Raw genomic sequence first — 20517 nt, forward strand, 5'->3', positions numbered from 1 at the left:
GTCAGGTCCTCAGTTTGATGGTATACTGGTTTGTCTTTTCTTATCTAATTAATCACCGTCGTTTAAATGTGCATTGGACTGTAATGACTGATCCTGCTCTGAATGTTCTGCAAAATACTTTCGGGTTCGAATCTTTCCGTGGCTTCCAGGGAGAGGTCATCAGAGAGGTCACAGAAGGGCGTGACACGTTGGTCCTTATGCCTACTGGCGGTGGTAAGTCACTTTGCTACCAGGTACCGGCTCTGGTTATGGCGGGTACAGCTATTGTTGTGTCCCCTCTGATTGCCCTGATGGAAGATCAGATCCGTAATCTCAAGCAGATAGGTATTCGGGCCGAAAGCCTGAATTCGGGCATTTCCATGGAAGAGCAGTACCGAATAGAGCAGGAGCTGTTCACCGGGCATATTGACCTGCTCTATGTTGCTCCCGAACGTCTGATGACTGAAATGATGCTAAGGAAGCTGGATCGGATACAGATTTCTCTGTTTGCTATTGACGAGGCTCACTGTGTGTCGCAATGGGGGCACGATTTCAGGCCTGAATATCTGCAGCTCTCGGTACTGAAAACACGTTTTCCAACGGTTCCCAGAATTGCCCTGACCGCCACAGCAGACAAACGAACCCGACAGGAAATTATCGAACGTCTGGGTCTGGCGCAGGCCAGGGTGTTTGTTGACAGCTTTAACCGGGCCAATATTTTTTACCGCATCAGTCAGAAGAAGCAGGGTAAGCAGCAATTGTTGAGATTTCTGGAAAAAGAGCACCCTGATGATTCGGGCATAGTCTACTGTCTTTCCAGAAAACGGGTGGAGGATACTGCTGCCTGGCTGAATGCCCAGGGCCGAAAAGCACTGCCTTATCATGGCGGTATGACAGCTCACGATCGCAAGAATAATCAGCATCGTTTTCTCAACGAAGACGGCATGATTATTGTTGCTACCCTGGCATTCGGAATGGGGATTGATAAGCCTGACGTTCGTTTTGTTGCTCACCTGGACCTGCCAAGAAGTATCGAAGCTTATTATCAGGAAACCGGTCGGGCCGGTCGTGATGGACTCCCGGCTACTGCCTGGATGGTTTATGGTCTTCAGGACGTCATGTTGCTGAGACAGATTCAGTCGAATTCTACCGCAGCGCCTGAAATTCAGCGAATTGAGCAGCAAAAGCTGGAGGCCATGTTGTTTCTCTGTGAAGTAACGGGTTGTCGCCGTCAGGTGTTGCTGGAGTATTTTGATGAACCCTTGAAAGATAAGTGTGGCAACTGTGACCTTTGTCTGGAGCCGGTGACGACCTGGGATGGTACGGAAGCCGCCAGAAAAGCCCTTTCCTGTGTTTACCGGACCGGGCAAATGTTTGGAGTCTCTCATCTGGTCGACGTTCTGCTTGGCAAAGAAACGGCCAAAGTCAGTCAATTTGGTCACCGACGGATAAGCACTTTTGGTATAGGTAGTGAATTCAAACAGAGTGAGTGGCGCTCAATTTTCCGGCAGTTGGTGTCCAGAGGGTATATAAATGTTGATGTAGAAGGGCATGGGGCTCTCAAATTGAATGAAAAATGCCGTCCTCTGCTCAAAGGCAGTGAGCGATTATTGCTCCGTCAGGATCGCTTTGAATACGCCTCTGAGAGTGCAGCACGCAAAACCCGGAGAGTGGATCAGGGCAGAGTTATTATTGACGACCATGATCGTCCATTATGGGAAGCCATGAGAGCGCGTCGTAAAGAGCTGGCGGAAGAGCAGGGTGTTCCTGCTTATGTCATTTTTAATGACAAAACACTCTATGAAATGTTAGCGGTTAAACCCGCCAGTTTGGAAGCTCTGTCTCATATTTCAGGGGTGGGTGAGTATAAGCTGGAAAAATATGGGCAGACCTTTGTAGAGTTAATATCCGGGTTTGTTGTTTCGACTGTTTGATCCGGGTATTTTTTTCTATGCTGGAGTATGGGTGCTTTTCGAATCACGCTATCGGTTTTCTTTTTATCGGCTTTAGCAGGTTCTTATGTCTCATACCATTCATCTACCGTGTCACAGAGAAATCACATTGGCAAATCCAGACCTACTGGATGAAGCTCGTGAAAACCAGGTGACCTTTCACTATATCGGTTTACATAACGATCCAATACCGGACAACTATCAGCTATTCACCAGTGAGTTTGATTTTGGTCATAGTGCGACTTTGCTGGGTGATGGATTTCAGATGTTGGCGCAAACCACCGGGACGTACGACAAACCGGTTGATATTGGTCGATGTCCGGATAGCAGCAGTAGTTACCGGATTTATGGAGAGCAGCAGGGAAAGCGTTACTACAACTACCTGGTTGTAGACGATTCAGCGGAGTACACCCTGTTTGGTTTTACCTGTTGTCATCGCTATGCGGGCTACTTCGAAATAGTCAGTGGTGAGAGAGGTGTTTTGGTCTCAGCCTCTATCGATGGGGAAGGAACTTCTCCTCAGGACTGGGACAGCAGAGAGTTGGAATCTGTCGTCGTGCTAACTGGAGGCTCTTTACCTCAACTTTATCAACAATACGCGGGGTTGATTGCTCAGCATCACCCCCCAAGGGCAGGCGTCGTGCAACCAGCCCCCATCGGCTGGTGTTCCTGGTATGCCTATTATGCTGATGTCACCGAAGACAATATCCGCCAGAATCTGAATGTAATGACGGGAGATCTCAGCGATCTGGAGTGGGTACTGTTGGATGATGGTTATCAGGCATTTATGGGCGACTGGTTGACTCCGTCGGATAAATTTTCTGGAGGAGTGAAAGAATTAATAGCGGAGATCAAGCGCAAAGGAAAAAAGTCGGCGATTTGGCTTGCTCCTTTTATTGCTCAGCCTGAGTCAGAAGTGTTTAAACAGAATTCATCGTGGTTTGTTCGCCATCATAGCGGTGATCTCCTCAAGGCCGAAGATGTGACCTACGGAGGTTGGCGTTGTACCCCCTGGTACGTATTGGATACATCCAACCCCGAGGTACAGGCTCATCTAACTCACATAGTCAAAACCATGCGAGAAGAGTGGGGTGTTGAGCTGTTTAAATTTGATGCCAATTACTGGGGAACGCTCAAAGGAAAACGTTATCAGAAAGGCGTCACCGGAGTGCAGGCGTACCGAATGGGTATGGAGGCAATAGCGAAAGGCGCTCAGGATGCTCTTTTACTTGGGTGTAACGCACCCATGTGGCCGTCGTTAGGACTTGTTGATGCCATGAGAGTCTCGGACGATGTGGAGCGGAGCGCTCAGCGGTTTGAGCAAATTGCGAAAGAAACCTTCCATCGTAGTTGGCAGCATCGTAAATTGTGGCAGATTGATCCTGATTGCGGCACCTTTGTTTCGCTTGCTAATCAATCAACGGATCCCTGTAATTATGACTTTCATCGCAATGTATTACTCGCCAGTGGCGGGCTTCTGCTTTCGGGCGATCCGCTGCCTGATCTTACTCCGTTTGCTAAAACGACGTTAAGCAAATTGATACTGCGCCATCGTTATAGTCAAGACGCCGCTCAATTTACTTCACTGTCTTTACATCACGCTTCTCTGGCATTAACAGAGGGTAAAAAACTCCACTGTTTATTTAACTACAACGAGAATGCCAGGGAGGTGACATTGACCTCCGATCACCCTCTTTATTGGTACGATTACTGGAGCGGCGAGAAGCTCACTGAGGGGCCTGTTCAAAAGGTCAGGGTTTTATTGGCAGCAGGGCTAACGGGCCGCGCGATCATTGCTTCGATGTAAGAGAGGCTCACTCCCAAAAAACAGAGGTTTACCTCTCTTTAATTGCCCTGGAAGCAATGGTCTTCAAACGCAGATTATCTCAACGAACTTTAAAGGCTGTCGAAACTGGGTACATAAATAGACTGTACCTTTCACTTTTTAACTGCCTATTTCCTCTTCAAAAATAACTTCTGAGTCATGTTTCAGAGTTAAAAAATGACCATATTCCTTTTCAAGCTGATCCCGCTTTAGCTTCAGTGTTGGAGTGAGCATTTCATTCTCAATACTCCAGGTCGTTTTGGCGACTATGATATGATCCAGCTTTTCATGAGCCTCCAACTCATTATTAACCGATGTCATCGTGCTGACCAATTGTTCTTTTTGCTGGTCACGATCTTTTGAAGCGCCTTCTCCCAGCACAATCATTGCTATAGGTTGTTTGCGCCCAATCCCCATAACACAGACCTGCTCGATATCCGGGTTACGACCGAGGCTCGACTCGATAGGTACCGGAGAAACATATTTGCCTTTGCTGGTTTTAAATTGTTCTTTAACCCGACCAATGATTTTCCATGAACCCTCAGAGGTTATTTCAGCTTTATCACCTGTTTTAAACCAGCCGTTCTCAAAGGCAGCGTCTGTTGCTTCAGGATTGTTGTAGTAAGACTTAAATACCGCTTCTCCTCGAATCAACACTTCTCCTTGCTCGGAAAGTGACATTTCGACACAAGACTGAGGGCTGCCTATGGTGCCAATATCAGTGGGTTTGAAGGGGATGTTGCAGCACGATAAGCCTGAGGTTTCGGTCATACCCCAGCCTTCGCTAATACGAATACCCAACTTTTGGAACCACTTCAAAACCTCTGGAGAGATAGGTGCGCTACCAGAGCCGAAAATTTTAGCTTCCTGCAGGCCAAGAGCAGTGCGAATTTTCTTTGCTACTAATTTACCGATAATGGGGATTTTCAAAAGAGTTTGTAGCTTTTTGTTGGGCATTTTGGCCAGAATTTGTGACTGAAACTTAGTCCATAATCTGGGCACTGATAAAAAAGCAGTGGGACGAGCATAACGAACATCATCGACAAAAGTATCTAAGGACTCAACAAAGAAAATCTCGGCGGAGTAATAAATTGATGGGAGTTCAACAACGCATCGCTCAGTAATGTGGGCAAGAGGTAAATATGACATTACCCGTCTTTCTTGACCTGTTAAAAACTTCTCACCTCCAGCCATGGCCGAAGAAGCTACATTTCTCTGGCTGATCATGACGCCTTTGGCAAGGCCTGTACTGCCTGAGGTATAGATAATAGAAAATAGATCGTCGATATCCGGATTATGGAGTGTTTTTAGTGGCTCATAATTATTCAACCAGTCAAGCCACTGCTCTTTGCAATCAAGTGTAGGGTATGGAAATGAGATGCTGAGAAAGTCATCTGGCATTGCTTCTGAAAGGGCTTCAGTGCTGTCCAGTTTGCCAACAAAAATAGCCTTTGCATTACTGTGCTCAAGCACATATTTTATGTTGTCTGCCCCAGCTGTTGGGTATATCGGCACACTGATCAGGCCTGCCATCATGATGGCTAAATCAGCAATATACCATTCGGCTGAATTTTTGGCGATGATGGCGACTTTATCGCCCTTTGATATTCCATTGGATAAAAGACCTCGAGCGATCTTGCGGGCTTGCTCGTCAGCTTCCCCCCAAGTGTAAGAAGTCCATTGCCTGTTGTCAGGCTGATTAAGCCAGACCTTATCGGGATGCCTTGCAACGTTTAGCTGCATTTGTGCCAGGGGGGCTCTACGATTTTTCATATTATTATTTTTTCGTACATTCTTTGGTTGCTAACATTAGCTAACGGATGAACTCTAACTTGTACAATGGATAGATACAACAATTAAGTACTCAACCATACGAAATCATATTTTCTGACTTATTGTTCAGGCACTCGCGGCAACTGCTCCTGCGTTGCTCTAGCTCCTGCATCCATGCAGTCGTGATGCGTTGCAACTCTGGTCACATAGCTTGCTATGTTCCCGTTGTTGCGCCTTGCAGAGCACCTGCCCAATAAGCCAGAAATATTCGATTCCGTATGGCTGAGTACTTATTGTATTTTAAAAAATTTAACGATAATTGATCCGCAATTCCCCCTGAAGCACTGATCATCAAACGTTGATTTTCTCAACGAATTTCAAAGGTTCTCGACACTGGGCGCACAAATAGACTGCACCTCTTACGGCCCTGTTGTGGCGAATGGAACTGAGCGGGATGGTCTTTCCTGCACAGCTGCAACTGTATAGGAATGGTCTTTTGCTGGCATTGCTGGTGTTGTAGCTGTGGGTTCTCCGGGCCGGGAGTCTGAACACCTCTTGCATAATCAATTGCCACTCTCTGCCATGGGGGCGGATTTTTCTGCCAAACAGTTGGTGGGCAATGAGGTGTGCGACTTCATGACCCACGGTATGCTTCAGAAAATGTTCCTGGTTTTCTTTGAGCAGTTGTTTGTTCAGACGAAGCAGGTTTTTTTCGGTCCAGGCTTGTCCGGCCGTTTCGCCTCTTAAACTCAGACTGATCCGGGGGCGTGGAAATCGTTTAAGAAAATGCCGCTCGGCCAGGCAGTAAAGCTCACTGACCCGTAACTCAACGGTAGGCAAATAGGGGCATTGTATATTCGACATAAACAGGCTGACTTGGAAAACTCATGGGAGGATAGCAGAGGGATTGTATCTGTACAGTGGGTTTATTGGAATAATCAGGCAGGTTTCATCAAGGCATCACTTCCAGATGATACAGCTTAATTCATCTGGCTTGGCGCTGAACTTCAGTAAACTTGAATGTATTCGGGGCTTACACCCATACCCCAGAAGATCACGGTAGTGATCATAATCGAGACCAGAACAACCAGCCCGATGCAAAGCACAGAACTGGCATAGACAAACCCCTGCTCCTTAGGTATCTGCATAAAGGTTGGCAAACCGGAATACAGCATCAGGGCTGAGCAGGACATGGCGATAGTGCCAGCAACAATAGTCAGCCAGATAGAGGGATAAAGCCCGCACAGGCCCGCCAGAAAGAGTGGTAAAGCGGTATAACAGCTAAATGCAACACTCTGTGTCATGTTGGGTTTGCTGCCAAAGGTTTCTGCCATCCATTGGATGAATGCACCCATAACGGCAACGCCCGCCAGTATGGCCAGCCAGGCAAAAAATGCCATGAAAGCAGCACTGGTTTCCGTTAACTTGACGACCTGATCACTGCCCGGGACTGTCCAGCCGGTTCGAGTCGTCCCCAGATAAGTACAGACCGCTGGCAGGGCAGCCAGCCATATGACCTGACCCAGGTAAAGGCGAATAATGCCGGGAGGGTGCTCCCGAATATCGGTCCACTCTTCTTTCGGACGAAAGAGAAGCCCCCAAAAGTGACTTAATATCATGGTGCAACCTCCGTTATGGCTGTACCAGTAGCTGGTAATCCTTACGTTTTGCTAAGTTATCAGCTACAAAACAGCGGCTAATATGTTGTTATTATTCACTGTGACAGGCATCGGCTCTTCCTGTTCAACAGGATCGTTCGATAGCCTTGACTTCAGTGTTTACATATTTCTTATACGAAGTAAAGTAATATCGTCCCAATACAGGTTCTTTTATTGAATAATAGGGCAATTATTTCCTCGTTTATCAGTCTCATAAAGGCTTCGGCATGACTGTCTGGTTCAGTTCGCTGGTTTGGTGGATTGTGAGACTAAACGGTTAGTATCATAGAACTCCGGAATGATTACATGACTTCAGGCGAAGCCGTTTTTGTTAAAAAGTAGTGTCTAAATAGTTTCGTTTTTGCCGGACGGGCTCAGGAGAATGACATAGACCATGATGACTAGAATTGATCGTTTGTTTCTTTTACTGCTGGCAGGGCTCGTTGCTCTGGGAAGCGGGTACAACAGAGATTTTCAGCCTGTTAAAGAGCCCGCAATAGAACAGGTGCAAAAGGTCACCAGGGAGGAAGTCAAGGTTGAAAAAAAGGTTCAAAAGAATATTCCCGACTTTGCTGCCATTGAGGACGTCAATAAGAAGAAAAGTCAGTTCTTTGCCCACGTGAAGCAAATGGTTGATGAAGAGAATGAGCGTCTGGCGGGTATTCGTCAGGAAGTTAAGATGCTTAGGGAAAAATCGGCTCTGCATGAAAGCGAAGAAAAGTGGCTGTTGGATATGGCCCGAAAGTTCAGAGTGGATGAAGAGCTTAAAGTCAGTGATGCGCTTTATGACGACCTGCTGCACAGGGCGGACGAGATCCCGGTATCGCTTGCTCTGGTGCAGGCGGCTAACGAGTCGGCCTGGGGGACTTCAAGGTTTGCCGTTGAAGCCAACAACTACTTTGGCCAGTGGTGTTTTACTCCGGGCTGTGGTGTTGTTCCTGGTGAGCGTCCGGAAGGTGCGACCTACGAAGTCAGGAAGTTTTCTTCATTGGAGGCATCGGTACGGTCGTATATGCATAACCTCAATACCAGTCATCATTATGAGGGTTTGAGGGAGCTGCGTTCAAAAAGAAAATCCATGGGACACCCGGTTACCGGGCCGGTACTGGCACAGGGACTTTATGCCTATTCCTCCAGAGGTATTGATTATATAGAAGAGTTGGTATCCATGATTGAGAGTAATGATTTGTTGAAGTACGACCTGGAAAAGCCTCTAACGGGCCACTAGTCTGCCCAGAGCAATAGTGTAGCCATTGATTGCACTTATATTGCTGATGCCTCAGCAGCAGGCAGCACCCTCCGGTGAATACCGGAGGGGTTGGATAAAAGTAACGAGTCAGGGAAGGCGTGTTGCATCAGCAAGGTTCCTGGAGTGATTCAAGAACCTGGCCAAAGCAAAGCCAAGAGTGTGCGTGTCAGAGGTTAACAATATTCACAATGGAAGCTTGTTCAGGCTTTTCCTCTTCATCGTTTTCATCCCTGAAGGCCAGAGGTACATCCACCGGGTCAAACGCAGTGTCTCCATCTTTAACAGGCTGACCATCCGCCGACAGATTGTTGAAATCAAACAGTGAGCTGTCTGCCAGATGGGAGGGCGCTACGTTCCTCAGAGCTCTGAACATGCTCTCCATTCTACCGGGGAAGCGTTTGTCCCACTCGGTGAACATAGCCTTGATTGCCTGCCTCTGAAGGTTTTCCTGAGAGCCGCAGAGATTGCAGGGAATAATCGGGAATGCCTTAAACTCGGAAAAACGGACAATATCCTTTTCACGACAGAAGGCAAGAGGACGGATCACCGTGTGCTGACCGTCGTCACTGACCAGTTTGGGCGGCATGGCTTTCATCTTGCCGCCGTAGAACATGTTCAGGAACAGGGTTTCCAGAATATCATCCCGATGATGGCCCAGGGCAATCTTGGTGACTTTCAGTTCGCTGGCCGTGCGGTAGAGGATGCCTCGGCGCAGCCGAGAGCAGAGTGCGCATGTGGTTTTGCCTTCAGGCACCTTCTCTTTGACGATGGAGTAGGTATCTTCCTCAACAACGCGGTACTCAATACCCAGGGTTTCCAGATAATCAGGCAGTACATGTTCAGGAAAGCCAGGCTGTTTCTGATCAAGGTTGACTGCAATAAGGTCAAAATTGACCGGCGCATAAGTCTTCAGGTTCAGCAGAATATCCAGCAGGGTATAGCTGTCCTTACCCCCGGACAGACAGACCATGATGCGGTCGCCGTCCTCAATCATGTTGTATTCGGCGATGGCCCGACCTACCTCTCGTCTCAGGCGTTTCTGTAGTTTGTTGAAGTGGGTTTTTGCGCTTTTTGTTTGGCTCTGCATTTTGGTTCTGTCTTGTCTCTGAAAGTACCCAACTTCATTTAAGGCCCTTAGAGGGGGCGGTTAAACCGGGTGACTTACTGCTCTGGATAATGGTGAAACGGGCAAGATCCCGAAAATTCACAACATTATAATCAAAGGTTTCACGATAGGCATCAGGGATAATGACAGCAGCAGCTAAAGTACCTAACCAATTAGTTACCTCCCGAACTCACAGGGCTGACGGCTGCTATTGTGAATGAGCTGTCGAAATATGGTTAAGTGAAGCTATGCTTATCTAATGGACAAAATGCGCAGGGACACAGGTTCCAGTCGTTTATACACAGAATAATCGTGGACATTTATTCAGGGGACTTCCATGGCTGATTACGAGAAACTGAGAGTCTGGTTATTATCTCGCAGAGACGAGTTGAATATCCGGCTCGGAAACATCAATAAAGATATGACTCGCAGAGCCAATGCCGATTGGTCGGAGCAGGCGCAGGAGAGGGAAAATGATGAGGTTATTGATCAGCTGGGTAATGATGCCCGGGCTGAACTTAATCTGATAAACAAAGCATTGGATCGTATGAATCATGATGATTACGGCTTCTGTACCGGCTGCGGTGACAAGATAGTTGAAGCCCGTCTGGCAGCTATGCCTTACGCCGATCTTTGCATCAAATGTGCAGAAAAGCGGGATCGCGCCAGCTGACAGCGTCAGGGAGTCTTCAGGCTCTCTGACACTGTCTTTTCTGTCTCAGTAGAATTCGTTATCAAAGCCCTGTAACTGTCCACAAAGCTCTCGACGGGGCCTGGGTGGTGGCGATGATAGTAATTATGCCAGAGCTTACCCAGGGCATGGATATCATCATGGGGTACCTTGTGGATAGGCTTTTCGGTTCGATAATAAATCATCCAGGAAATGGCGGTAGCGTAAGAGAGGTTGGTCGCTAATTCCAGATGTGGATGAGCCAGAAATTCTCTCTGGCTGGCCAGTCCCCGTATCAAACTGGAAAGGTCGGATTTCTTCGCCAGGTAGTGATCCCAGATATTACGGTGCATTCTGGGTGAGATTTGATAAATTCCCAGAGCTTGATGATGCTCCTGTTTAAGATGAAAACCCAGGCCGGATTCTCTGGCCGCAGTTCCCAGCAGCAGGTTTTCTGCAGTAGGACTCCACATTCTCAAATGCTTCAGGGTAGGGCGAACAACATAGTGGCGCAGCTCCTTTGCACAAATACCCATTGGGATTTCCTTTGTCTTAGAGCATTATTTTCATTATTGAGATTATCGTAGCACTCAGAAAATTCTTAAGTACAGTAAAATTTAACCAACGAATACTTCGGGTGTGGAAACCACAAAAGCTCTTAATGGTCATTTTCCGATAAAACTGAATATCAGGAGATTGCAAAAGCACTAAGTACTCAGCCATACGGAATCGAATATTTCTGGCTTATAGGGCAGGTACTCTGCAAGGCGCAACGACGGGAACATAGTAGGCTATGTGACCAGAGTTGCAACGCATCACGACTGCATGGATGCAGGAGCTAGAGCAACGCAGGAGCAGTTGCCGCGAGTGCCTGAACAATAAGTCAGAAAATATGATTTCGTATGGTTGAGTACTTATATGAGGGGCATGAAAGAAAAGAAGGGGACTATTCCCCTTCAAATTCACACAGTGAGAAGACAGGAATTCCTGCTTCATTTAGTATCTTTGAACCACCAAGGTCTGGAAGATCCATAATGGCAGCTGCTTCCAGAATTTGTCCGCCCAGTTGTCTGACCAGTTGACCGGCCGCAAGCAAAGTGCCACCTGTAGCAATCAGGTCGTCAACCAGAATGACTTTATCGCCTTTCTTAATAGTGTCTGCATGAACTTCAAGCGTTGCCTTCCCGTACTCAAGTTCATAATCCTGAGCGACAGTATTGTAGGGCAGCTTTCCCTTTTTTCTAAACAGGATCAGTGGTTTGTTCAGGGCATATGACAATGCAGAGCCTATCAGGAAGCCCCGCGCATCAAGAGCGCCGATCCGGTCAAACTCAACATCCAAATAGCGATGAATGAGGCTGTCCATGACCGACCGCCAGGCTTTGGGGTTCTCGAAAAGAGTGGTCACATCCCGAAACTGAATGCCGGGCTTTGGCCAGTCAGAAACGGTTCTAATCTGTGCTTTCAGATAAGCTTCGTCAACGATCATATCTTTCCCTTAATGTCCGTTCCTGGTGCGCTTATGCGGAGGAGATAATCTGTTCCAAACCGACAGACTTTCCACCCGCCAGGGAGCATAATTGAATCGGGTCACGGATTTCAATTTCTTTGCCCACTGCGAAGATCAGATCGTTTTTCTGGAACCGGGTAAATACCCGGCTAACGGTTTCTACAGCCAGTCCCAGGTAATTGCCCATTTCATTGCGGGACATGGACAGGCGGAATGACTGGGATGAGAAGCCTCTGCGACGAAAACGACTGGCCAGGTTGATCAGGAAGGTCGCAATTCTTTCATCAGCGTTTTTCTTGGACAATAGCATCATCATCTGCTGATCTTCACGAATCTTCTTACTCATCAGACGCATCATATGACGACGCAACTCCGGGAATCGGTCGGATAGCGTTTCCAGCTGGTCAAAGGGGATTTCACAGATCATGGTGGTTTCCATGGCCTGAGCAGAGACCGGGTAGACGTCAGTATCGAGACCACTCAGGCCCAATATCTCACTGGGAAGATAGAAAGACGTAATCTGTTCCTCACCTTCATTGGTGGCGGTATAAGTTTTTAAGGCCCCGGAACGGACAGCGAAGACGCTGGTAAACCGGTCTCCTTCCAGGAACAGGTGTTCCCCCTTCTTGAGAGGGCGGCTTCGCTTGATGATGCGATCAAGCTGGTCAATGTCTTGTAGATTCAATGCCAGAGGTAGGCAGAGGGAGCTAAGACTGCAGTCTCTGCAGGCCACATGGCCAGGTTGTCGTACATTGGGCTTTGACGTCATTGAGTGGCCTCAAAGTCGTATTGGCGAAATCGCTGACGATTCTATTGAAAATGCTACCAAAGTGTAAGTCTGTGCTTTCCGAGACTAAAGCGTAATTCCTTCATACTTAAGGCTTTTTCGGAAAATACTTACTGGGTTGCGATAAGTCCGCACTAAAAAAATGTTGTACTTGATCAGTTGCCTGGCAGTTAAGTCATTGAGCTTGATGAGAAGGCTGTGAACGCTATCAATACCTATGATGCAAGAAAGATGTTCTTCAGCGCCAATGTGTCGATAACTGTACTGAATACAATTTCGTAAATCAGGGAGATTTACGCCATGAGTCTGCTCAGCTCAGTGACAGGGATTCTGTTTACTCCAACCGTGCAAGTGGCTGAACCTCGAACCTTTGAGGAACTCGTTGCCGCTGAGGATTTGACGTTCAATGATCTTTCACCACAGGAAAAGCAAATCCTGATGGCCAGAAAGGGTGAGCTGACAATTGAGGAACTCAGAGCATTAAAGCTCGAAGAGGCCGAGTGTGCTGAGCTTGAAGAGGCGCATCGTATCCGGCTTCAAAAAAGTGCGATCTGGGATGGCCGCAGAATTGCTGTCACGATAGCCAAGGGAACCGGGGTTCTAGTCGTCGGTGCTTTTGCCGCCGGGGCCGCTTCTGTATCGGTGCCTGTTGCTGCCGGACTGGCTGTATGTTCAGGGGTGGGCTACCTGTTTTATCTGCGGACCCATTCAGGCGAGCTGGAAACACGTTCAAAGCAACTGACTGATTTTGTCATTACCCATGCACAACCCCAGAGAATCATTCGGGAACAGCTGGAGCTAAGAGAGTCTGAGCGTGCAGAGGCTCTGGATAGAAGGCTCCGTGAGGCAGAAGACGCGCTGAAGTTGGAGAAACAGCGAAAAGCAGAGTTGGCCGACCAGCTCCCGGGAAAAGCGGATCTGGCATCAGGGCAAGAACACTTTAAACAAATGCAACATAGAATCGAAAAACTCAGGGCTGCGGAGAAACAGCAAAAAGAGTTGGCTGGTGAGTTGAAAACACTGACTGAGCAGCACAGGAAAGTTGATCGTGAGATGGTGGAAGTGCTTGATGAAGTTGAACAACTGAGTGAGGCGCTCAGGAACAGGCAAGGCAGTGATAAGGGAAGAGATCGCCAGCAGTTAAAACAACAGGATTTGAGGTTACAAGAGACACTTCAGCTTTTTCAGGAAAAGGTCGAGGCGCTTGAAGATGAAGCACGGATTCTGACTGAAACCATTAAAGAAAAAGATATTGAGTTTGAAAGGCTGAATCGGCAGAAAAACCATCAGACTACTGACATTCAGGCACTGATTTTGCAAAAGAAAGCCGTTGAGCGAGACACCATTAAACCATTGCAAAGAAGACTCAGGGCAGCCGAGCGGATGCTGATGGAGGCAGGAGCCGATCAGCAGGCTATTCAAAACCAGCTGTTTCAAACCCAGCAGACAGTTCGATCTCTGGAAACGGAGGTAAAGACGGTTTCTGATGAGGCAGTTACCCAAAAGCTTGATTTGGAGAGGGCTACTGAGAAGGTACTGTTCCTGGAGTCTCAGCTGAGTTCTGCCATTCAGCATAAAGACAAAACCTATAAGGACTACCTGATTGTCATTGATGAACTTAATGCTGTTCGTATGCAGCTTGAAAGCAGTCAGATGTTACAGCATGAGCTGGAGAATCAGCTGGAGGAGGATAAGGCGGCTCAACGCATTCAGGAAAGGCAACTGAGGTCAGATCTGGAACAATTGCAAAAAGAGAAGGCCGGGTTGATCAATAACTCAGCAAAGGTCGCTTCCGAGAATCAGTTTTATCGGGAGCAGATTGATCTGCTCACCCGGGAAGAGCAGATGGTCAGAGCCCGTTGGGTAGAAGCCCATAAGTCGACTCAGCGTCTCAAGGATGTTGAAAAAGAACTGCAGGCTCAGGGGGAACTGCTCCAGGAAACCAGAGTTCAGTTGCAACATGAGGCTTCTTCCAGAAAAGTGCTGACAGCAGAGCTCAATGGTTTTAAGCAACGGGAAGCAGCCGTTGCTAAAGAAAAAGGTTTGCTGGAGGTGCAGATCCAGCATCTCAGGGAACAGGAAAAGACCGATCGGGATGCGCTCGTCTTGACAGAGCGTCAGCTTGAAGAGAAAAAGAATGAGCTTAAATTGTTGCAGGAAAGTTATACCTGCCTTCAGGAGAATATCAGTCAGGGTGAGCTTTCGAATCAACAGCTCAGAGCTGAACTGGACCGGGTGAGACTAGAGGTGCTGGTTAGAGACAGAGAGATCAGGGAAGTTCGCGACCTTTTACAGAAAACAGAAAGTGTTCTGGAAAGCTCTGAGCAGAAGGTATTTGACCTGAATGCAGAGTATGAGTCTGTGCGCAGCCAGGCCATAGAGGGGACTGTGGTCAGCGCTATGGATCACGTGGATCAACTGACCAGTGATTCGCTGAATAGCAAAAACCACTCAAGAAAGGTTGAGGAGCAAAAGCATAACCTGGAGCTCCAGTTTCAGGCGCTGAGCAGTATGAATAAGCAGCTGCTCGAAGAAGTCACTCAGTTTAATAATAAACGAGGTCAGAAAAAAAGAAGAGTCTGGCAACAGCAAATCAGGCAGGCCAAATCTCAAGCTGAGCAGAGTCAGCTTCTTGCCAGAAAATTACAGCAGGACCTGATCAGCAAAAACGACTCAGTTCATGAAATGAGTGAGAGACTTAAGCAAGTTGAAGAGGCGTTCGCTCAGGTCTCGGAGCAGTTAAATGCCACAAAGCAGCAAGCGAATGCTGTATCCGTTGAGCTGGAGTCAACCAGGATAGAGTCCGAAGAGCGAAGGCTAAAGCTCAAAGAATTGGAAGACTCCGGGGCTAAACTGCAATTCAGACTGGATTCCCTGACCAACGAGCTTGAGCTGCTCAGGTCAAAACCCGAAGGCATTGATAAAGAAGCTCATCAACGAGTCGTGGACGAGCTGGAAAAAGCACAAGGCAATGTCAAAAAATTACAGGGAGAACTGAGTGCCAGTGACAATCTTGTAAGCGAATCTCTGGCTGATGTTCAGACGTTGCCAGAGCTCAAAGGTAAGCTCAGGGACATTGAGGAACAGCTGTCGCTCCTCGGGGGGTATTTGCAAACGCCTCATGAGTCGTTTCAAAGTAATGCTGATGAGTTTACCAGGACCTTGTCCCGGCTGAAGTCTGAATGTCAGGAGATCGTTGTTCTGACGGGACAGGAAATGACCGCTCTCAAACGTCAGGTCGAACAGCTCCATGATATGAACTATCTGTTGAAAGTTCAGGAAATAGAGGGTCAGACCAAGACTCTGGAAACCCAGGTTAAGCTGGTTGAAGCTCTGAGAACGCTCAATGGGTTGCAAAAGGGCAGCGACCCTGAACAGGCAGACAAGTTTGCTGAAGAATTGGTTGCCGCTGAAACCTCGCTGCAGGCATCAAGACAGGAAGCGAAAGAGCTGTCACGGACTCTCATGACAGTGAAGAATCATCCTGTTATTCAGGCTGAAGCAGATCCCGAAGCCCTGGCGCTGGAACGGGTGCGCGATGATCTCTTGCTGGAGCAAAAAAAGTCAGCAGATTATCTCAGTCAGATCAATACGCTGAAGATGCAGTTTGTTCTACAGCATTCTGAAATGCCACTGTCGGAGATTCCTGATGAAGACTACCCCAGGGTAATTCTGGAAGTGGTTAAAAAGTACATTGCCGTTGATGAACATGAAACCCGTCTCGGGGCAGGTCTGGAAGCCATGCTGACCGAACCTCTGGATTATATTCACCGCATTGACGATTATGACGATGACGCCAGAGACTGGGAGATTGAGCTGGCTGGCGAAGAAGCTCTTGAGAGCTGGCAGCAGGCCCTGAATGAAGAACAGCTTCGCTCAAGGGCATACTTCAAAGAATTGATGGCCCTTCGGACATACCTGATCGCTGAACTGGAATATCGTGGATTAACAACAAAAGCGCTGGAATGGGGCATGGGCGAGCTACAAGACATTATTGTTGATCAACTGCGAAGGGATGGAAGGCTTAAAGACTCCTCCCAGACGATTTCACCCACAGCGATAACCGTGCTTTCGTCATTGCAGTCGACGGCAAATGACCCGGGCAGTCTGCAGCTCGATGACCCTGTGGGATTGAAATGGGATTATAGTGATTTTTTAGATCACTATTCAGGGGGCTTTAACGATTTAACTTCTTGTGCCTCTGACGATGAAGACAATCCGCCATCAGAATACGATTCGACCCAGTCTGAAGTCGACAGCCTTGAGGATTCTGTTGAGAATGAGACGCTCTGGCAGCAGTTGCCTGAAGATTTGGACTATCAGGAAGAGTTTTACCTTTACCAGCAAGTGAGGTCTGCAGTGGATGAGCTGGAGAAAATTGACCGGGAGCTTGAAGAGCTGGATTGGTCTGAATCTTCCGATGAAGAAACCGGGCCAGAGAGTCCGCGAGTCAGGCTGGAACAGAGGAGGAAAGAGCTTATCGACTGGCTCCGGCAGGAAGATGCTGTCAATATAATGCAAAAGTTTCGTTAGCAAGCGGGCAATACACAACCGTTAATATAACAACCTTGTTAGTCAAATCCTGAAAATAATCGGTCATAGTCCCCCGAAGGAATTAAATCAGTACTCCGGGGGAGGGAATTATGGCCAGAAAATCGCTCAAATTATCTTTGGTCTTGGTCATGCTGTTGGCAACCGCTGTGTTGCCATTGCCAGTGCTGGCCATTGATCCGGCCATAATTGTGACCGGGGGAACGGCCCTGCTGGGGACTGGGCTTGGCGGACTCTCCTACAAATTTGGTCAATGGCTATACGGCCCGGACAACGGCAGTGATGATAAACCTGCTCCGGTATTGGTTGAACCGGTCTCTTTTTTTAATCCCGGTGAAGACAAGCCTTATGAAATTACTCTCAGGCTCCTTGAAAATGGCGGTGACGGAGGCGGTGGTGAAGGCGGAGAAGCGCACGTTAATCATAAACCTGACTCGGATTCGAGTCTCATCCCGACAGATCCTGCAAGTCCGAAAAAGCCTGGAAAACCTGTCGATGGGGTAAAAGGTGCTCAGGAAAAATGGGTGGTTGTCAGAGTTGAGAAAGGGGCTGCCAGTCGTGAGTTGCAGTCACTGATTGATCAGTCTCTGCCTGAAGCCGGAGAAGTGCTCTTTCATCCGTCTCCCAGTGCTCAGGCGACGTTAAATGGCTCACGCCACTTGGAAATGGCTACTACCCGGGCGCTGTTCAGTCAGTTGAGTGATCTGCGTCAGATTCTGGATTTCTACCGCAATGGTCAGGCTTTTCTTCTTGATAATGCCAGTCTGGATCAACGTACTGTGAAAGGCGGTAACCAAACATCTACCGGGAAGTTGCAGAGCGGTGAGAGCAGTCAGTGGCACAGCTTTGTACAAACTTATGGTTCGAAATCCCATTACTCATCACTGCCTGGTTTAGAGGGAATGAATGCCGACAGTCACGGGCTGAATGTCGGAGTATTCACTCAGGCCACTGAAAATACCCTTGTCGGCCTGATGCTGGGTAGCCGGAAAACATCAGCCAGTTTTCAGCAGAAATTGGGTTCGGGCTCCATAGAGTCTGTTCACTTTGGTCCGTTCCTGTCCTGGCAGAGGGATCAATGGCAGTTTGATGGTGCCCTGACTCTTGGTACCAAACAATACAGCAGCAAACGCACGGGTAGCGATGGTCATCGACTTCGAGCCTATCGCTCAGGCACCGACTGGAATGCCTTCGGTGCCCTGGGTTATGACATCGATATGGATAACTGGCTCGATGGTCTTACCGTCACACCTATGGTTGAGTTCCTTTATCATCATTCAGAGTCGGACAGCTTTAGAGAGAAAGGCTTGTCTGACGGAGCGCTGGCTGTGCGCGGGCAGTCTTTTGAGCAATCGATTTTACGATTGGGCAGTGACTTTGTCTTACTGAATGAAACCGGGGATACCCCCTCGGCCCTGAAGTTTTCTGCGGGCTACCAGCAGCAGACGGTGTTGAGTGGAAAGTCCAGATACACAGTTAATAATACCGGCCAGCATGCATCGTCAGAATATCGGGCTCAGGAGATTAACGACAATGGGTTGTATCTGAGTATGGGCTACAACACCACAATGTCCGGGCAATCCAGTCTGAGCATGAATTATACGGCGATTCGATCCAGTCGCAGTACCAGTGATGGCCTTCAGCTGAGCTACACACGATCTTTCTGATTGTTACCACAAAAACCGGGCTGTCTGGCTATTCTGGCCTTTAAAAGGATAACCAAACAGTAGAAATCGTGCATTGCCCGCATTTCTACACGAAAAGTGTCAAATAACCTTTGAATAGAGGTTCTGCTGCTGTTGTATCTGCTGCTTAAAATAACCATCAAACTGCATGCAGATGTTTCTGATCAGCATTTTGCCTCTGGGTTCCACCTTAATTCCCTGCTCAGTCAAAGAAAGCAAACCATCGTCAGCCATAGGTTTCAGTGCTGCCAGTGCATCAGAGAAATAGTCACTGAACTTGAGGCCATAATGCTCTTCCACCTCAGCAAAGTTCAGTTTGAAATGGCAGATCAGTTCGTTGATAACACTTTGGCGAATCTCATCATCACGATTCATAGTCAAACCACGGTAGATTGGCAGGCGGGCTTCGTTGATCGAGTTTTCATACGCTTCCATGCTGATATGGTTTTGCGCATAAACACCACCCACCTTGCTGATAGAAGAGACGCCCATGGCAATCAGATCACAGTGACTGTGTGTGGTGTAACCCTGGAAGTTCCTGTGCAGGGTGTCTGTTTCCTGAGCAACAGCCAGCTCGTCATCAGGCAGGGCAAAGTGATCCATGCCGATGAAGACATAGCCCCGCTCCACCAGCCTCTCGGTAGCCTTATGGAGAATGTCGAGCTTTTCCTCAGGAGAAGGCAGATCTGCCTCGTTGATCCTTCTCTGTGGTTTGAAACGGTGCGGCAGGTGAGCGTAGTTAAATAATGACAGTCGGTCTGGTGCCATCTTGATCACCCGGTTCACGGTATTCATAAAACCTTCGACGGTCTGATGAGGCAGGCCATAAATCAGGTCCATATGAACTGACTTGAAAGCCATGGTTCTGGCGGCATCCAGAACAGACTGAACCTGTTCTTCGGGTTGCACCCGGTTGATGGCTTTCTGAACCTTCTCGTCCAGATCCTGTACACCGATACTGATACGGTTAAAGCCCTCGTCACGCAGGCGAGACATCATGACCCAATCCACCTCGCGAGGGTCCAGCTCGATGGAAAAGTCCGAATGACTTTGACAGTTGAAGTTGAAGACGGATCTCAGCTTGTCCATCACCGCAGAAATCTGGTCCGGGCTCAGAAACGTCGGAGTGCCGCCACCAAAATGAAGCTGTTCGACTCTCTGCTCCCGGCCAAACAGACTGGCTTGCATGTCAATCTCGCGAAACAGGTAGTCAAGGTAGTCTTTTGCCTTGGAACGGTGTTTGGTGACTATCTTGTTGCAGCCACAGTAGTAGCAGACGTGGCTGCAGAAAGGTATGTGTACATAAAGCGACAGGGGTTTATTAGTCGCACTGCTTTCCCGGGCGCTGGATTCATAGTGCTCGGGTTTAAACCCCTCCTGAAACTGAACGGCAGTGGGGTAGGATGTGTATCTTGGGCCACTGAGGTCATACTTTTTGATCAGACCTGTATCCCATACGGGGGCTGTACTCATATTAACTCTCGAATTGGTTACAGCTCATCTGGCTGGGCTCTGTTGATGACTATACAGGTAAACAGCCGATTGACCGGTTCATTTATTAACAGTTTAAAGACTAAAAAGCCAAATGTATTTGACGTGTGTCAATAAGTAGGTGACGCAATTCATACCGGTTCCCATGCTTTCGCGCCTGTGGGGCTGACATGGAAAAAGTTTTCTTTAGGGCTGTGGGTTCAGGAGAAAGGCCGTTAGAAATGCTAACCGGAATGTCATTAAGAGGTCTTTGCGTGAAGGCTAAAATCAATTGATAGCAAA

14 protein-coding genes are annotated in these 20517 nt (G+C 48.1%); 6 read left to right on the forward strand and 8 right to left on the reverse strand.

Features of this window, described 5'->3' with window-relative positions:
• Positions 1-83 precede the first annotated feature (83 nt).
• Both recQ and ACOMHB_RS10495 read left to right on the forward strand, forming a co-directional pair.
• Complete coding sequence (recQ, locus tag ACOMHB_RS10490; RefSeq protein WP_448216573.1) at positions 84-1913, forward strand: DNA helicase RecQ; 1830 nt, start codon at positions 84-86, stop codon at positions 1911-1913.
• An 85-nt stretch (positions 1914-1998) separates the two neighbouring features.
• A complete protein-coding gene (locus ACOMHB_RS10495; RefSeq protein ID WP_448216574.1) occupies positions 1999-3738 on the forward strand; it encodes a glycoside hydrolase family 36 protein in 1740 nt (579 codons plus the stop codon).
• A 138-nt stretch (positions 3739-3876) separates the two neighbouring features.
• Here ACOMHB_RS10495 and ACOMHB_RS10500 read toward each other — a convergent pair whose 3' ends face one another.
• The 3 genes from ACOMHB_RS10500 to ACOMHB_RS10510 form a co-directional block, all read right to left on the reverse strand.
• Positions 3877-5529 (reverse strand): AMP-binding protein, encoded by a 1653-nt coding sequence (locus tag ACOMHB_RS10500; RefSeq protein ID WP_448216575.1) that lies wholly within the window; start codon positions 5527-5529, stop codon positions 3877-3879.
• A 351-nt stretch (positions 5530-5880) separates the two neighbouring features.
• The gene (locus ACOMHB_RS10505; RefSeq protein WP_448216576.1) at positions 5881-6393 is read right to left on the reverse strand and encodes a SprT family zinc-dependent metalloprotease; all 513 of its coding nucleotides are present in this window, start codon (positions 6391-6393) and stop codon (positions 5881-5883) included.
• Between the two features lie 143 nt (positions 6394-6536).
• Positions 6537-7148, reverse strand: coding sequence for a Yip1 family protein (locus ACOMHB_RS10510; protein ID WP_448216577.1), 612 nt, complete (start codon positions 7146-7148; stop codon positions 6537-6539).
• A gap of 433 nt (positions 7149-7581) precedes the next feature.
• On the opposite strand from ACOMHB_RS10510, the gene ACOMHB_RS10515 reads away from it, so the two are divergent.
• Complete coding sequence (locus ACOMHB_RS10515) at positions 7582-8415, forward strand: glucosaminidase domain-containing protein (protein WP_422409105.1); 834 nt, start codon at positions 7582-7584, stop codon at positions 8413-8415.
• A 187-nt stretch (positions 8416-8602) separates the two neighbouring features.
• On the opposite strand, the gene ttcA is transcribed toward ACOMHB_RS10515, so the two are convergent.
• Positions 8603-9523, reverse strand: a complete 921-nt coding sequence (gene ttcA, locus ACOMHB_RS10520; protein WP_448216578.1) for a tRNA 2-thiocytidine(32) synthetase TtcA — start codon at positions 9521-9523, stop codon at positions 8603-8605.
• A 355-nt stretch (positions 9524-9878) separates the two neighbouring features.
• Between ttcA and ACOMHB_RS10525 the strand changes: the two genes are divergently transcribed.
• Entirely contained in the window at positions 9879-10214 is a 336-nt protein-coding gene (locus ACOMHB_RS10525) for a TraR/DksA family transcriptional regulator (RefSeq protein ID WP_317145896.1), read from the forward strand.
• A gap of 5 nt (positions 10215-10219) precedes the next feature.
• Here ACOMHB_RS10525 and ACOMHB_RS10530 read toward each other — a convergent pair whose 3' ends face one another.
• The 3 genes from ACOMHB_RS10530 to fnr form a co-directional block, all read right to left on the reverse strand.
• Positions 10220-10747: a hypothetical protein gene (locus ACOMHB_RS10530; protein WP_448216579.1), complete on the reverse strand. Its 528-nt coding sequence runs from the start codon at positions 10745-10747 to the stop codon at positions 10220-10222.
• Between the two features lie 410 nt (positions 10748-11157).
• Positions 11158-11700: an adenine phosphoribosyltransferase gene (locus tag ACOMHB_RS10535; protein WP_448216580.1), complete on the reverse strand. Its 543-nt coding sequence runs from the start codon at positions 11698-11700 to the stop codon at positions 11158-11160.
• Between the two features lie 31 nt (positions 11701-11731).
• Positions 11732-12490, reverse strand: coding sequence for a fumarate/nitrate reduction transcriptional regulator Fnr (fnr, locus tag ACOMHB_RS10540; protein ID WP_422133212.1), 759 nt, complete (start codon positions 12488-12490; stop codon positions 11732-11734).
• 318 nt (positions 12491-12808) lie between these two features.
• On the opposite strand from fnr, the gene ACOMHB_RS10545 reads away from it, so the two are divergent.
• Entirely contained in the window at positions 12809-17041 is a 4233-nt protein-coding gene (locus ACOMHB_RS10545) for a hypothetical protein (RefSeq protein WP_448216581.1), read from the forward strand.
• 110 nt (positions 17042-17151) lie between these two features.
• Positions 17152-18726 carry an autotransporter outer membrane beta-barrel domain-containing protein gene (locus ACOMHB_RS10550; protein WP_448216582.1) on the forward strand — a complete coding sequence of 525 codons (1575 nt, stop codon included), beginning with the start codon at positions 17152-17154 and terminating at the stop codon, positions 18724-18726.
• Positions 18727-18825: 99 nt separating this feature from the next.
• Here ACOMHB_RS10550 and hemN read toward each other — a convergent pair whose 3' ends face one another.
• The gene (gene hemN / locus ACOMHB_RS10555; protein ID WP_448216583.1) at positions 18826-20217 is read right to left on the reverse strand and encodes an oxygen-independent coproporphyrinogen III oxidase; all 1392 of its coding nucleotides are present in this window, start codon (positions 20215-20217) and stop codon (positions 18826-18828) included.
• Positions 20218-20517 lie beyond the last annotated feature (300 nt).

Source organism: Endozoicomonas sp. 2B-B (assembly GCF_053470045.1).